The organism is Streptomyces sp. NPDC041200 (genome assembly GCF_055591805.1).
Genome location: NZ_JBVIZF010000002.1, coordinates 729,332 through 743,900 on the forward strand (window position 1 = coordinate 729,332; position 14,569 = coordinate 743,900).

11 protein-coding genes are annotated in these 14,569 nt (G+C 70.8%); 9 read left to right on the plus strand and 2 right to left on the minus strand.

Features of this window, described 5'->3' with window-relative positions:
* Positions 1-15 precede the first annotated feature (15 nt).
* Complete coding sequence (serC, locus tag ACZ6CL_RS08550; RefSeq protein WP_468932813.1) at positions 16-1,134, minus strand: phosphoserine transaminase; 1,119 nt, start codon at positions 1,132-1,134, stop codon at positions 16-18.
* Positions 1,135-1,335: 201 nt separating this feature from the next.
* On the opposite strand from serC, the gene ACZ6CL_RS08555 reads away from it, so the two are divergent.
* From ACZ6CL_RS08555 to ACZ6CL_RS08580, 6 genes are all read left to right on the plus strand, one after another.
* On the plus strand, positions 1,336-4,254 hold the full coding sequence (locus ACZ6CL_RS08555) for an FAD-binding and (Fe-S)-binding domain-containing protein (RefSeq protein WP_468932816.1): 2,919 nt from the start codon (positions 1,336-1,338) through the stop codon (positions 4,252-4,254).
* Between the two features lie 157 nt (positions 4,255-4,411).
* A complete protein-coding gene (locus ACZ6CL_RS08560; protein ID WP_468932818.1) occupies positions 4,412-5,068 on the plus strand; it encodes a DUF433 domain-containing protein in 657 nt (218 codons plus the stop codon).
* 43 nt (positions 5,069-5,111) lie between these two features.
* Positions 5,112-5,444, plus strand: a complete 333-nt coding sequence (locus ACZ6CL_RS08565) for a PIN-like domain-containing protein (RefSeq protein WP_468932821.1) — start codon at positions 5,112-5,114, stop codon at positions 5,442-5,444.
* Between the two features lie 189 nt (positions 5,445-5,633).
* Positions 5,634-7,130, plus strand: a complete 1,497-nt coding sequence (locus ACZ6CL_RS08570) for a hypothetical protein (protein ID WP_468932823.1) — start codon at positions 5,634-5,636, stop codon at positions 7,128-7,130.
* Positions 7,127-7,648, plus strand: a complete 522-nt coding sequence (locus ACZ6CL_RS08575; protein ID WP_468932826.1) for an AAA family ATPase — start codon at positions 7,127-7,129, stop codon at positions 7,646-7,648. The genes ACZ6CL_RS08570 and ACZ6CL_RS08575 overlap by 4 nt, the downstream gene beginning before the upstream one ends.
* 172 nt (positions 7,649-7,820) lie before the next feature.
* Positions 7,821-9,515: a tetratricopeptide repeat protein gene (locus tag ACZ6CL_RS08580; protein ID WP_468932829.1), complete on the plus strand. Its 1,695-nt coding sequence runs from the start codon at positions 7,821-7,823 to the stop codon at positions 9,513-9,515.
* A gap of 61 nt (positions 9,516-9,576) precedes the next feature.
* Here ACZ6CL_RS08580 and ACZ6CL_RS08585 read toward each other — a convergent pair whose 3' ends face one another.
* Positions 9,577-10,194 carry a hypothetical protein gene (locus tag ACZ6CL_RS08585; RefSeq protein WP_468932832.1) on the minus strand — a complete coding sequence of 206 codons (618 nt, stop codon included), beginning with the start codon at positions 10,192-10,194 and terminating at the stop codon, positions 9,577-9,579.
* A gap of 239 nt (positions 10,195-10,433) precedes the next feature.
* On the opposite strand from ACZ6CL_RS08585, the gene ACZ6CL_RS08590 reads away from it, so the two are divergent.
* The 3 genes from ACZ6CL_RS08590 to ACZ6CL_RS08600 are packed head-to-tail and all read left to right on the plus strand — an operon-like array spanning position 10,434 to position 14,568.
* Positions 10,434-11,261, plus strand: a complete 828-nt coding sequence (locus ACZ6CL_RS08590) for a TIGR03084 family metal-binding protein (RefSeq protein WP_468932834.1) — start codon at positions 10,434-10,436, stop codon at positions 11,259-11,261.
* Complete coding sequence (locus ACZ6CL_RS08595) at positions 11,258-12,973, plus strand: acyclic terpene utilization AtuA family protein (RefSeq protein ID WP_468932837.1); 1,716 nt, start codon at positions 11,258-11,260, stop codon at positions 12,971-12,973. The genes ACZ6CL_RS08590 and ACZ6CL_RS08595 overlap by 4 nt, the downstream gene beginning before the upstream one ends.
* Positions 12,970-14,568: an acyl-CoA carboxylase subunit beta gene (locus ACZ6CL_RS08600; RefSeq protein ID WP_468932838.1), complete on the plus strand. Its 1,599-nt coding sequence runs from the start codon at positions 12,970-12,972 to the stop codon at positions 14,566-14,568. Before ACZ6CL_RS08595 ends, ACZ6CL_RS08600 begins: the two co-directional genes overlap by 4 nt.
* Position 14,569 lies beyond the last annotated feature (1 nt).

A 14,569-nucleotide genomic window follows, 5' to 3' on the forward strand; every position in this document is an offset into this window, starting at 1 on the left:
TCCGTCAGGCATCCCTCACAGGTGCTCGATGACGTAGTCCACGCACGCGGTCAGCGCCTCGACGTCGGCCGGGTCGACGGCCGGGAACATCGCCACCCGCAGCTGGTTGCGGCCCAGCTTCCGGTACGGGTCGGTGTCCACGATGCCGTTGGCCCGCAGCACCTTGGCGATCGCGGCGGCGTCGATCTCCTCGTTGAAGTCGATCGTGCCGATGACCTGCGACCGCTTGGCCGGGTCGGTGACGAACGGGGTGGCGTGCTTGGACTCCTCGGCCCAGCCGTACAGGGTGCGCGAGGAGGTGGCGGTGCGCCGCACGGCCCAGTCCAGGCCGCCCTGTCCGTTCATCCACTCCAGCTGGTCGGCCAGGAGGAAGAGCGTCGAGAGCGCCGGGGTGTTGTACGTCTGGTTCTTCAGCGAGTTGTCGATCGCGGTCGGCAGCGAGAAGAACTCCGGGACGTGGCGGCCGGACCCGTGGATCCGGGCGGCGCGCTCCAGCGCGGCCGGGGAGAAGATCCCGATCCACAGTCCGCCGTCCGAGGCGAAGGACTTCTGCGGCGCGAAGTAGTAGACGTCCGTCTCGGCGATGTCGACGGGCAGACCGCCCGCGCCGGACGTCGCGTCGACCAGCACCAGCGACCCCTCGTCGGCCCCGGCCACCCGCTGGATGGGCATCGCGACACCGGTCGAGGTCTCGTTGTGGGTCAGGGCGTAGACGTCCGCACCCGCCTCGGCCCGCGGCTCCGGGTGGGTGCCGGGGTCGGACGAGATCACGGTCGGCTCGGCCAGCCACGGCGCGAGCTTGGCCGCCTTCGCGAACTTCGACGAGAACTCGCCGAAGGACAGGTGCTGGGACTTGTTGTCGATGAGGCCGTGGGTCGCCACGTCCCAGAAAGCGGTGGAGCCGCCGTTGCCGAGGACGACCTCGTAGCCCTCGGGGAGCTGGAACAGCTCGCGCACGCCGTCGCGCACCTGACCGACCAGGTTCTTGACCGGGGCCTGCCGGTGGGAGGTGCCCAGCAGCGAGCTGCCGGTCGCGGCGAGGGCGCTGAGCGCCTCGGTGCGCACCTTGGAGGGGCCCGCGCCGAAGCGACCGTCGGCGGGCTTGATGTCTTCGGGAATCCGGATCTCAGCCACGACCGAAGCCTAATCCGTCGGAACCCGGCATTCAGTGGAGGGTCCATTCACTGAGACGAACCGTCCACGGATGGGGACAGTGAGCGCTCTCACGTTGACGCGGCCGCCGTCATCGGGTCCGTGCAATGTGATCCATGATCACGTCGGCGAAACACAATCTGGACGTTCTCTTGGAGAACCTCGCCGTGGAACATGGGATGTATGGCTGAGCACGAGGCACAGGCAGACGAACTGGAGCAGGCGCTGCGCCGAGCCGTCCGTGGGGACGTCTCCTTCGACGCGGCGAGCCGGGCCCTGATGACCATGGACGCGTCGAACTACCGGCGCGTGCCGGCCGGTGTCGTCGCCCCGCGCGACGCGGACGACGTGGCGGCGGCGCTGGCCGTCTGCCGGGAGCACGGCGTGCCGGTGGTGGCGCGCGGAGCCGGGACGTCCATCGCCGGGCAGGCGACCGGGCTCGGGGTCGTCCTCGACTTCACCCGCCATATGCGGGCCATCCGTTCCCTGGACCCGGAGCGGCGGACCGCCGTCGTCCAGCCCGGCGTCATCCTCGACGACCTGCGGACCGCCGCGGGCGCCCACGGCCTGACCTTCGGCCCCGACCCGTCGACCCACAGCCGCTGCACCCTCGGCGGCATGATCGGCAACAACTCGTGCGGCTCCCACTCGGTGGCCTGGGGCACCACCGCCGACAACGTCCACGCGCTGGACGTCCTGACGTACGGCGGTGAGCGGGTCCGCGCCGCCCAGGGCCTCGACGCGCTGCCAGCCCGGCTCCGCGACGGCATGCGCTCCCTCGCCGGGGAGCATCTGGCGCTGCTGCGCACCGGTTTCCCCGAGCTGCCCCGGCGCATCTCCGGCTACGCGCTGGACGAGCTGCTGCCCGAGAAGAACGCCGACGTGGCCCGTGCCCTCACCGGCAGCGAGGGCACGCTCGGCGTGCTCACCGAGGCGACCGTACGGCTCGTCGAGGCGCCCGCCGCCCGGGCGCTCGCCGTGCTCGGCTACCCCGACGAGTCCGCGGCGGCCGAGGCCGCGCACACCCTGCTGCCGTACGGCCCGCTCACCGTCGAGGGCATGGCCGCGGACCTGGTCGTGGGCGCGTCGGGGCTGCCCAAGGGCGGCGCCTGGCTGTTCGTGGAGGTCGGCGGCGCGGGGCGCGAGGAGGCGTACGCCCGCGCGGAGGAGATAGCGCGCGCCGCCGCGCACGCCACCACCGACCACACCGTGGTCGCCGACCCGGCCGGACAGCGCGCGCTGTGGCGCGTCCGCGAGGACGCCTCCGGCACCGCCACCCGGATGCCGGACGGCGCCGAGGCCTGGCCCGGCTGGGAGGACTGCGCCGTACCGCCCGCCCGGCTCGGCGCCTACCTCCGCGACTTCCGCGCCCTGCTCACCCAGCACGGGCTGCGCGGCACGCCGTACGGGCACTTCGGCGACGGCTGCATCCACGTCCGCATCGACTTCGACCTGATGCGCGAGGCCGGGGTGCGGGTCTTCCGCGACTTCTCCACCGACCTCGCCGACCTCGTCGTCACCCACGGCGGCTCGCTCTCCGGCGAACACGGCGACGGCCTGGCCCGCGCCGAGCTGCTGCCCCGCATGTACGGGGACGAGATGGTCGGGCTCTTCCACCGCTTCAAGGACCTGTGGGACCCGGCGGGCGGCCTCAACCCCGGCGTCCTCGCCCGCCCCCGCCGCCTCGACCAGGACCTCCGCTTCGACGTCCTGCCGCGGCGCCCCGTCGACGTCGAGTTCGGCTACCCGCACGACGGCGGTGACTTCTCGGCCGCGGTGCGGCGCTGCGTCGGCGTCGCCAAGTGCCGCACCGAGTCGGTGTCCGGCGCGAGCGTGATGTGCCCCTCGTACCGCGCGACCGGCGAGGAACAGCACTCCACCCGTGGCCGCGCCCGCCTGCTCCACGAGATGCTCGCGGGCGAGGTGGTCCGCGACGGCTGGCGCTCGGAGGAGGTCCGGGACGCGCTCGACCTGTGCCTGTCCTGCAAGGGCTGCCGCAGCGACTGCCCGGTCGGGGTGGACATGGCCACGTACAAGGCGGAGTTCCTCCACCACCACTACGAGGGCCGGGTACGCCCGGCAGGCCACTACTCGATGGGCTGGCTCCCCGTATGGCTGCGTGCCGCTTCGCTGCTGCGTGCGGCTCCGGTGGCCAACGCGGCCGCGGGCGTCGGCTTCTTGTCCACCCTGGCGAAGCGGGCGGGCGGCATCGCCCCGGAACGCGACATCCCGGAGCTGGCCCGCGAGCCGTTCACACGGTGGTGGCGGGAGAGGGTGCGCGCGGCGGCACGCGACGCCGGGCCAGGCGCCGGACCCGCCACCGGTGGGGCGGCCGCCACGGTGGGCGATACGGCGGCCAGGGGCGCTGTCGATGGCGCCGGGGCGGACGGCCGAACCGTCGTCCTGTGGCCCGACACCTTCACCAACTACCTCTCCCCGTCGGTCGGCCGCTCCGCCGTCGCGGTACTGGAGGCGGCGGGCCTACGGGTCGTCGTACCCCCCAAACCGGTGTGCTGCGGCCTGACCTGGGTCTCCACCGGCCAGCTGGACCGCGCCCGCGCGGTCATGCGGCGCACCCTGGACGTCATGGCCCCGGCCCTCGACGCCGGTCTGCCCGTCGTCGGCCTCGAACCCAGCTGCGCGGCCGCCCTCCGCACCGACCTCCCCGAACTCCTCGGCGACACCGACCCGCGCGCCGCCCGCCTGGCCGACTCCGTCACCACCTTCGCCCAGGCCCTGGAAGACCACGCCCCCACCTGGAAACCCCCACAGATCGACCGCCCGGTCGTCGGCCAGACCCACTGCCACCAGCACGCCGTCCTCGGCGACGCCGCCGACCGCCGCCTCCGCGAACGCGCGGGGCTCACCGGCGAACTGAGCGGCGGCTGCTGTGGCCTGGCGGGCAACTTCGGCTTCGAGGCGGGCCATTACGACGTCTCGGTCGCCTGCGCGGAGGACCAGCTGCTGCCGTCCGTACGGTCGGCGGACGCCTCGGCCGAGGTCGTGGCGGACGGTTTCTCCTGCCGCACCCAACTGGACCAGCTCGACGGCGGACGCCCGGCCCGCCACCTCGCCGAAATCCTGGCGGAGCGGCTGCCCTGACCCGGCTGTGCCACGCGCCGCGACGCTCGTATGGGTGAACGATGAGCTGACGTACGGCCCGCGGTAGGTCGTCCTCGCTAGTGTCCGAGGCTCGGCCTACCGTGGGGGTGAACAGGCGCTGTGTTCGGATACGGTCAGCAACGGGAGGGTACCGGCGATGGTGGATCGCTTCAGCGACGCGCTTCTGAGCGTCCAGGACACCGCCCGGCACCTGGACATTCCCGACCGCACGCTCCAGCGCTGGCTGCACCACGAGAGCGCCGCCGGATCCCCACTGGTGCACGGCGTCCAGCCGGTGAAGCGCGGCTGGCCCTCGATCCCGTTCGTCGCGATCGTCGAAGCGTATGTGCTGCGGTCGCTGCGCGGTTACCTGAGCATGCCCAAGATCCGCGAGGCGGCCGAAGCGGTGCGCCTGGCGTTCGGCGACGAGTACGGGCTGGCCACCCGGCGGATCGCCACCGACGGAGTGGACATCTTCGTCGAGTACGCGGACGGCGACCTGGCGCGTGCCCGGGACGGTCAGCGCCCCATCAGGGAAGTCATCACCGGCTACTTGCGCTACATCGCGTGGGAGAGCGGCGATCAATACCCCTACCAGCTCCGCCTGCGGCAATACCCGGACGTCGCCCCTGTGATCATCGACCCCCGCTTCGGCTGGGGCGCACCGGTCGTCGCGGAGAACAAGGTCCAGGTGGACGCGATCGTCTCCCTGTGGGAGGCCGGGGAGCCGTTGGAGGCGGTCGCGGACGAGTACGGGCTGACACGTGACCAGGTCGAATCGATCTGCCGAACCGCCCGCCGACGGGCCGCCTGAGTTCCTCGCCGACCGTTCCTTGGGACGCCGTACGGTCGCCCTGTTGCGGGAGGCCGGATGGCTGGTCCGCCACCTCAGCGAGGTCTACGCCGACGACGGGCAGCACGTTCCGGATGAGGAGTGGATCGCTCACGGACTGGGCCAGGGGTGGGCTCTGCTGACCCAGGACGAACGCATCCGCTACCGCGCACATGAGCGCGGCGCTCTCGCCGACGGTGACAAGCCGCTGTTCTATCTGAGCAAGAAGGATCTGCTGATCGTGGACAAGGTGCGGCGCTTCCACGGCCAACAGGCGGCCATTTACCGGGCGGTGGCACGCGGTGAGGCGGCGATCTATGCCGTCTATGAGGACCGTATCGAGAAGAAGTGGCCGTAGCGGTCCGACCGGCTGGTCGTCTGCGGGGAAGGCGAAATGGGCAAAGCATCGAGGAAGAAGCAGGAACAGCGGACACGGGGAGCGGCTCCGGCCGCCCCAGACGGAGTCATAGGCAGTGCCGACCCACGGGCACGGGGTGAGGAGGCGCTCGAGCGACTGTTGCGCTCGAACTCACCGGGGAAGCTCAGCTTGGCCGGTGCCTATGCGTTCGGTTACTTGGCGCTGGGACACGCACAGCGGGAGGGAACCGATCCGGTCTGGCACCAGGAAATCGACCCATTGGACGTGCTGTTCCTGGGGACGGTCTGGCCCAAGTGGTTCGGTGACGAGTTCGAGTTCGCCAACGCGCGCGACGCGTGGCTGCGCCTCTTGCACGGCACCGTGCACGAGAAGGGCATCCAGCGCTTCGTCCGCGAGGCTGTCGCGGCCAGCGAGGAACTGGGCCTTGCGGTGGACGACGGGGAACTGATGCTGGCCCTCACCGGCCGGCTCGAAGCTGCCGGTCTCGATCAGCGACATGTGCCCCGTCGGCTACTGCCCGAGGCGGCTTTGCAGGGCTGCCGCGCGGTCTGCGGGCCATCTCCGGATCTGCGGCTCCCTGACCCGCCGGAGAACGCGAAGAAGCGGGTCAAGCGATTCTGGAAGAACGCGGCGGAGGAGCCGTGGGCCGACGACACGCCGCAAGCCGTTCTCCGCGACGGGCTGCGCCGGTTCCATGACGCCGGGCTGCCGGTTAAAGAGGAATCCGCGATGCTGCTTCCGGCCTTGTACGCGGCGCTCATGGCGAAGCCCGGCGAGTTCTTGGAGGACGCGGGCAAACATGCCTGTGTGTGGGCTCTTTCCTTGAACGAGACATCGGCGCTGGTGCCGGTGCTCGACATTCTCCTCGTCGCCCCCGAACTGAAGCTGTCCGTCGCCGACACCCTCGGGCATCTCTTTGCCGAACCTGCCTTCACCGAGTCGATCCCCTCGGAAGCCCTGCTCTGGACGAGTTCTCCCGGTCTCGCCCTGCCACGACTCGCCTTCGAGCTGGGCGTTCCGATGGTGTCCACGGGGGAAGCAGCGATCACCCCGGACATGCTGGACTGGGCGGGCATGCACGCCAGAATGCGGCTGAGCGCCGCAGCGCGCGGGAGTGCCGCTGACATCGAGGAGACGGACAGCACCGACGGTACAGATGGTACGGACGAGGAGTCGGACGAGCGGTGGGCCGAGCGGCGTGATGCCGTGCGTGAGGCAGTGCTGCACAAGGTCCGTAAGAAGTCCGGTGGAACGACAGCCATGCGTCGCGGGTCGGACCGGCCTGTCGAGCGCATCTGGAACGCGGACGGCAGTTCCGAGGTGCGGATCTCGACTGACACCCTCGATGGGCAGAAGTTGAAGGAAGGTCTCCAGGCTCAAGTGGAGGCTTTCCGAGAGAAATTCGGCCGTGAGCCAGGGCTGGACGACCCGCTGTTCTTCGACCCTGACGCCGATGAGCCTGCTCCTCTCACCAAGGAGTACTTCGACAACATGCTGCTGGACATGGCGGAGCGCGGGGTCGACATGGGCATCGACCCCGCCTTCTTCCATGCCTGGCGCGAGGTCGGGTACGTGGTCACCGAGGAAAATCAGGGCGCGTTCACCACCGCGGAGGTGCTCGCCTTCACCAGGGCCGTCGCCCGACACCGGGAGGCTGGGGCATGACGGACAGAACCGAGAACCACATCAGCGGACCAGTCGTCTGTAGCGTGGTCATCCAGGGGCGGACCATCAACGTGACGCTCCCGGACCGCCCGGACCCCGCGCTCGCCGGACTTCCGCGACAGTCAGCGTCCTTTGCGGGACGCCGCCCCGAGCTGGAACAAGCCCTCGCGGCCCTGGCCCCGGCAGCGGCGGACGAGACAACCGGCACTGTAGCCGTGGCAGGCCTCGCCGGGATGGGGAAGACCGAACTGGTGCTCCAAGCGGCTCACCGAGCGCTGCGAGAAGAGGGCTGGTTCCCCGGCGGGGTTCTCTTCGCCGATCTGCACGGCTACGACGCGGAGCGCAGGGTGTCACCGAAGCGGGCGCTCGGCACCCTCTTGCGGGCGCTGGGCATCCCCCCCGGAACGCATCCCTCCCGGTATCGAGGAACGCGCGCTCATCTACTGCTCCGCGCTCGGCGCACTGGCCGCTGCCGGGCTACGTGTCCTGGTTGTCCTGGACGACGTACCGGCCACTGACAAGATCCGCCATCTACTGCCGAGTGATGGGAGCACGGCCACGCTCATCACCTCGCGGCACTCCCTCGCGGAGCTGGGCGCCCTGGCAGTGACCTTGCGGGAGCTACCCACTGACGAGGGGCGGGAATTGTTGGGCGGTGTCCTCCGCACGGCTCTGCCCGAGGACTCACGGGTGACGGCCGAGGATGGCGAGGCCGACCGGCTCGTCACGCTGTGCGGCGGTCTGCCGCTGGCCTTGCACATCCTGGCGTCCCTGCTCGTGGACGTGCCGACCCGGCCCTTGGCCCACCTGCGCCGGGACCTTGAGAAAGCACACTCCAGACTTGCTGTACTGAGCCGAGAAGAACGCGCCGTAACGGCTTCCCTCGAACTGTCGTACCGAAAGCTCACCGAAGAGCAGGCCACATTCTTCCGGTTGATGTCCCTACAGCCCGGACCCGACTTCTCCACCGAGGCGGCGGCCGAGCTGTACGGAGAGAACGTTCGGGAAGCCGAACGGCTCCTGCTGGAGCTGGCCCGTCGGCATTTGGTCGAGGCGCGGGAACCGTACGGCCGCTGGCAGCAGCACGGTCTCGTGCGCCTCTATTCCAGGGAGCGGCTGAGGTCGGGTAGCGACTCCTGGGGCGAAGGTCTCATGCGCCTGCTCGCCTACTTCCACAAGGTGACCACCCTGGCGACGGAAAAGCTCTTCGAATCCGGGGCACATCCCTCCACGACGGAGCCCCTCTTCACCGATCGGGCCGAGGCGCTGCAGTGGCTGGAGGCCGAACGGCACAGTCTGGTCGCGGCCACCCTCTGGGCTCGCTCGGCTGACGACGACCTGATGTGCGGGGCTCTGGCAATTCCTGTCGCCCAATTCCTGATGGAGATGCGTTACATGGAGGATGCCGGGCGGGTGCTGGCCGCGGGCATCCAAGCGAGTCGCAGGCGGAAGGACCGATATCGCGAGGCTTCTCTTCTGAGCTCCCTCGGAGTGGTGCTTCGCGACATGCGCAAGCTGCGTAAATCGGTTCGCGTACACAACAGGGCCATCAAGATCTGCCGGAAGCTGAAGAAGCGCCAAGCCTTGGGCAGCGCGCTGAACAACCTCGGGCTCTCGCTCCACGAGCAACGCACATTCGATCAGGCCGTGGCGGCCCATGCCGAAGCCGCACAGCTGTTCAAGAGCACCGGTGATCAGACCGGAGTGGCGAAGGCTATGAGCAACGTTGGCGAGACGCTGACCGAGATGGGCTGCGCAGAGGAGGCTGCCCGCGCCCTCCGTAAAGCCGCAAAGATTTTCCGCAAGCAGGGTGACCTGCGCGGTCACGCCCAAGCACTGGGGAGCCTCGCCAAAGCGACGCGCGACGCCGGCAAGGCCGATAAGGCCGTGGAACTGCACAAGCGCGCGCTCGACATGGCCGACGGCCTGCTCATCCCTCATGAGAGGGCGATCGAGCTGTCCAACTTCGCCGGCACACTGACCGCCGCCGGAGAGTTCGAAGCGGCCCTCACCGCGCAGCAAGAGGCACTCGATACCTTCCGGCGTCTGGGAGACCGCCGTGGTGAGGCGATGACCTTGGGCAACATGGGCCTGGTGCGTCAGCGGCAGGGCAAGTGGAACGTGGCCATACGGCTGCACACCCTTGCCCTGGAAGCGTTCATCGAGAGCAAGGACGATTACGGTCTGGCCGACGAGCTCAAGAGCCTCGCGTACGCGCTTCTCCAGCAGGGCTGCAACACCGAGGCTCTGGAGAACCTGGAGCTCGCCGCGGGTCTGTATCGCCAGACTGGCGACTCGGAGAAGGCCGACGAGACGCTCCACTTCGTGAACCAGGTGCGGAGACGGATCGGAGTCGGCACACGGCCTATCGAGAGCTCGGTGTGAGGGAAGCGCCGAGCCGGTGGAGCCGCCCGAGGCGGCTCCACTCAGCGCAGCGGGGCAGGCCCTACTCGTGGGCGCTGATCACGCCGCCGGAGCTGAGCACGATGGAGCTGCCGTTGGCGTCGAGGCCGGCGTCCTTCTGGTTCGCCTCGATCGTGGCGGCCTCGCCCTCGAAGCCGTAGATCTTCGCACGGTAGTGGAGTTCGCCGACCTTCGTGACCTCGGCCTTCCAGCCGCCCGCGAGCTTGAACGTGCCCGGCCCCTGGTGTTCGCCGCCCATCCAGGAGCGGACCTCGCCGCCCAACGTGAGCACGACGTACATGCCGTTGGCGTCGAGACCGGCGTCGTGCTTGTTCGCCTCCAGCGTGGCCAGTTCGGCACCGTCGTTGACGATCTTGAGGCGGTAGTGCTGGTCGCCGAGCTTGTAGATCTTGGCCGTGCTCCCGTCCACCAGCTTCTGGGTGCGGGACGGCGATGCCGCCTTGCCCGCCTTGGTGTCGATCTTGGCATCGGAGCCCTGGGTCCCGGCGGAGGAGGACTCGGCGGCGGCCGCGGGCTTCGGGCCAGCGGTGTCCGAGCCGGAGCAGGCGGTCAGGCTGAGACCGGCGGCGGCGATCAGGGCCGCGGCGGCGACGCGCAGGGTGCGGCGGCGAACGGTGCGGGCGGTGGTGTTGGCGTTCATTGCGGGTCCCCCAGGGGCAGTTGTGTCGTTGTCTCCTCGGTACGTCAACCACTCTGGTCGGGGGCGCTACCGAAGGGCTGCCGTCCCGCTAACTTCCGGCTAACGCGGATCTGATCCCGCGAAGCGGTAGTAACCGCCCGGCCGTCAAAAATAATGCAAGCACGCTTGATTGTTTCTTGTGGCGCTGCCACGCTCACTCTCGACGCTCCGCACCGTCGCATCACGACCGGGAGTCCCGCGTGTCTGATACGGAAGCTCTGCTCGGCGAACTGCACGCCGAGGGCGAGGAGTTGGACGGTCTGGTGGCCGGGCTGCCCGCCGAGGTGTGGGGTACGCCCACACCTGCGGCCGGGTGGACGATCGCGCACCAGATCGCCCACCTCGCCTGGACCGACGCGCGGGCCGTGCAGGCGGCCGAGGATTCCGAGGGGTTCGCCGAGGAGGTGCGGAAGGCCTTTGCCGCGCCGGATCGGTTCGTGGACGAGGGCGCGGAGCGCGGCGCGGCCGACCCGCCCGCCGTGCTGCTGCGGCGCTGGCGGGAGGGGCGGGAGCGGCTGGCACGCGTGCTCGCCGCGCAGCCGCCCAGCTCCCGACTGCCGTGGTACGGGCCGCCGATGAGCGTCATGTCGATGGTGACGGCGCGGCTGATGGAGACATGGGCGCACGGTCAGGACGTGGCCGACGCGCTGGGCGTGCGCCGTACCCCCACCACCCGGCTGCGGCATGTGGCCCGCATCGGCGTACGGGCCCGGGGCTACGCCTACGCGGCGCACGGCCTGGAGCCGCCCGCCGAGGAATTCCGCGTCGAACTCACCGCTCCGGACGGCGAGATCTGGGCGTACGGCCCCCAGGACGCGCCCCAGCGGGTCACCGGCCCCGCGCTCGACTTCTGCCTCCTGGCCACGCAGCGCGCCCACCGCGACGACCTGGCCGTACGGGCGGAGGGCCCGGACGCCGACCACTGGCTGGACATCGCCCAGGCCTTCGCGGGGCCGCCGGGCCGAGGGCGGCAGCCGCGCGGGCCCCGCCTGGGAGGCGGAAGCCCAGCCGCCGGAGGGGGCATATGAATGACGCAGGTGCGACGACCGCGCCGCAACCCCTCCGCATCGGCAACGCCTCCGGCTTCTACGGCGACCGCTTCGACGCGCTGCGCGAGATGCTGACCGGCGGGCCGCTCGATGTGCTGACCGGGGACTATCTCGCCGAGTTGACCATGCTCATCCTCGGCCGGGACCGCGCCAAGGACCCCTCGCGCGGCTATGCCACCACCTTCCTCCGGCAGCTGGAGGACACCCTCGGGCTCGCCGTCGAGCGTGGCGTGCGGATCGTCACCAACGCGGGCGGGCTGAACCCGGCCGGATTGGCCGACGCCGTCCGTGCGCTCGCGGAGCGGCTCGGGATACCGGTGCGCGTCGCGCACGTGGAGGGCGACGATCTGCTCGGCGCGCGCGACTGGGGCCCTGGCGTGGTCAGCGCCAACGCCTACCTCGGGGGCGGCGGGATCGCGGCCTGCCTGCTCGGCGGGGCGGACATCGTGGTCACCGGGCGGGTCACCGACGCCGCGCTCGTCACCGGGCCCGCCGCCGCGCACTTCGGGTGGGCGGCGGACGACTGGGACGCGCTGGCCGGGGCCGTGATCGCCGGGCATGTGCTGGAGTGCGGGACGCAGGCGACCGGCGGCAACTACGCGTTCTTCACGGAGATCGACGACCCGCGCCGCCCCGGCTTCCCGCTCGCCGAGATCCGCCCGGACGGGGCGGCCGTCATCACCAAGCACCCCGGCACCGGCGGCGCCGTGACCGTCGGCACCGTGACCGCCCAGCTGCTGTACGAGACGGCGGGCGCCCGCTACGCCGGGCCGGACGTCACGGCCCGCCTGGACTCCGTACGGCTCACCCAGGACGGGCCGGACCGGGTGCGGATCGACGGCGTACGGGGCGAGGCGCCGCCGCCGACCCTCAAGGCCGGGCTGACGCGGCTCGGCGGGCACCGCAACGAGGTGGTGTTCGTCCTCACCGGGCTGGACATCGACGCCAAGGCCGCCCTCGTACGCGACCAGATGGAGGCGGCCCTCGCCAAGCGCCGCCCCGCCGAGGTCCGTTGGACGCTGGCCCGCACCGACCACCGGGACGCGGAGGTCCAGGAGGAGGCCAGCGCCCTGCTGCGGCTCGTCGTGCGGGACCGCGACCCCGACACCGTGGGGCGGGCGGTCAGCGGCGCGGCCGTCGAACTGGCCCTCGCCAGCCTCCCCGGCTTCCACCTCACCGCCCCGCCCGGGAAGGCCACCCCGTATGGGGTGTTCGAGGCGGCGTACGTTCCGCAGGACGCAGTCCCGCACATTGCCGTAGCGCCGGACGGCACGCGGAAGGCGATCCCCCCGGCCCCGCACACGCAGCCCCTCACGCCCGCCGACGAACCGCCGCTGCCCCCGCCCCTGGCGGATGGCCCCACCCGCCGCGCCCCGCTCGGCCTGGTCGCCGGGGCCCGCAGCGGCGACAAGGGCGGCAGCGCCAATATCGGCGTCTGGGTGCGCACCGACGACGCCTGGCGCTGGCTGGTGCACACCCTCACCCCCGACCGGCTCCGCGAACTCCTCCCGGAGACCGCCGATCTGCCGGTCACCCGCCACCAACTCCCGCATCTGCGCGCCCTCAACTTCACCGTCGACGGCCTCCTCGGCGAGGGCGTCGCCGCGCAGGCCCGCTTCGACCCGCAGGCCAAGGCCGTCGGCGAATGGCTGCGCTCACGCCACCTCGACATACCGGAGGTACTCCTTTGACCGTGCTCGCGTCCGCGCTCGACCCCGCAGGCGCCGACTACACGGCCCACCGCGAGGCGATGCTCGCCAAGCTCACCGAACTGGAGGCCGAACACGCCAAGGCGCTCGCGGGCGGCGGTGAGAAGTACACCGAGCGTCACCGCAAGCGCGGCAAGCTGCTCGCCCGGGAGCGCGTCGAACTCCTCCTGGACCCCGATACGCCCTTCCTGGAGCTGTCCCCGCTCGCCGCGTGGGGGAGCGACTACCCGGTCGGCGCCTCCGTCGTCACCGGCATCGGGGTGATCTCCGGCGTCGAGTGCCTGATCAGCGCCAACGATCCGACCGTACGGGGCGGCGCCAGCAATCCGTGGACGCTGAAGAAGATCCTGCGCGCCCATGAGATCGCCCGCGTCAACCGGCTCCCCGTCGTCAGCCTCGTCGAGTCCGGCGGTGCCGATCTCCCCTCGCAGAAGGAGATCTTCATCCCCGGCGGCGCCATCTTCCGCGACCTCACCCGGCTGTCCGCCGCCGGGATCCCCACCGTCGCGGTCGTCTTCGGCAACTCCACCGCCGGAGGCGCGTACATCCCGGGGATGTCCGACCACGTGATCATGGTCAAGGAGCGGTCCAAGGTCTTCCTCGGGGGGCCGCCGCTGGTCAAGATGGCCACCGGTGAGGAGAGCGACGACGAATCCCTCGGCGGCGCCGACATGCACGCCCGCACCTCCGGGCTCGCCGACTACTTCGCCACCGACGAGCCCGACGCCCTCCACCAGGCGCGCCGTGTCGTCGCCCGCCTCAACTGGCGCAAGGCCCACCCCGATCCGGGCCCGGCCGAGCCGCCGAAGTACGACGCCGACGAGCTGCTGGGCATCGTCCCCGGTGACCTCAAGGTCCCCTTCGACCCGCGCGAGGTGATCGCCCGGATCGTCGACGGCTCCGACTTCGACGAGTTCAAGCCGCTGTACGGGGCGAGCCTGGCGACGGGCTGGGCCACGCTCCACGGCTATCCGGTCGGCATCCTGGCCAACGCACAGGGGGTGCTGTTCAGCGAGGAGTCGCAGAAGGCCGCGCAGTTCATCCAGCTCGCCAACCAGCGCGACATCCCGCTCCTCTTCCTGCACAACACCACCGGCTACATGGTCGGCCGCGCCTACGAACAGGGCGGGATCATCAAGCACGGCGCCATGATGATCAACGCGGTCTCCAACTCGCGCGTCCCGCACCTCTCCGTCCTCATCGGCGCCTCGTACGGCGCGGGCCACTACGGCATGTGCGGCCGCGCGTACGACCCCCGCTTCCTCTTCGCCTGGCCCAGCGCCAAGTCCGCCGTCATGGGCCCCCAGCAGCTCGCCGGGGTGCTGTCGATCGTCGCCCGCCAGTCCGCCGCCGCGAAGGGGCAGCCGTACGACGACGACGGCGACGCCGCCCTGCGCGCGATGGTCGAGCAGCAGATCGAGTCCGAGTCGCTGCCGCACTTCCTCTCCGGGCGGCTGTACGACGACGGCGTCATCGACCCGCGCGACACCCGCACCGTCCTCGGCCTCTGTCTCTCCGCCCTCCACACCGCGCCCGTCGAGGGGGCGCGCGGTGGCTTCGGCGTCTTCCGGATGTGAG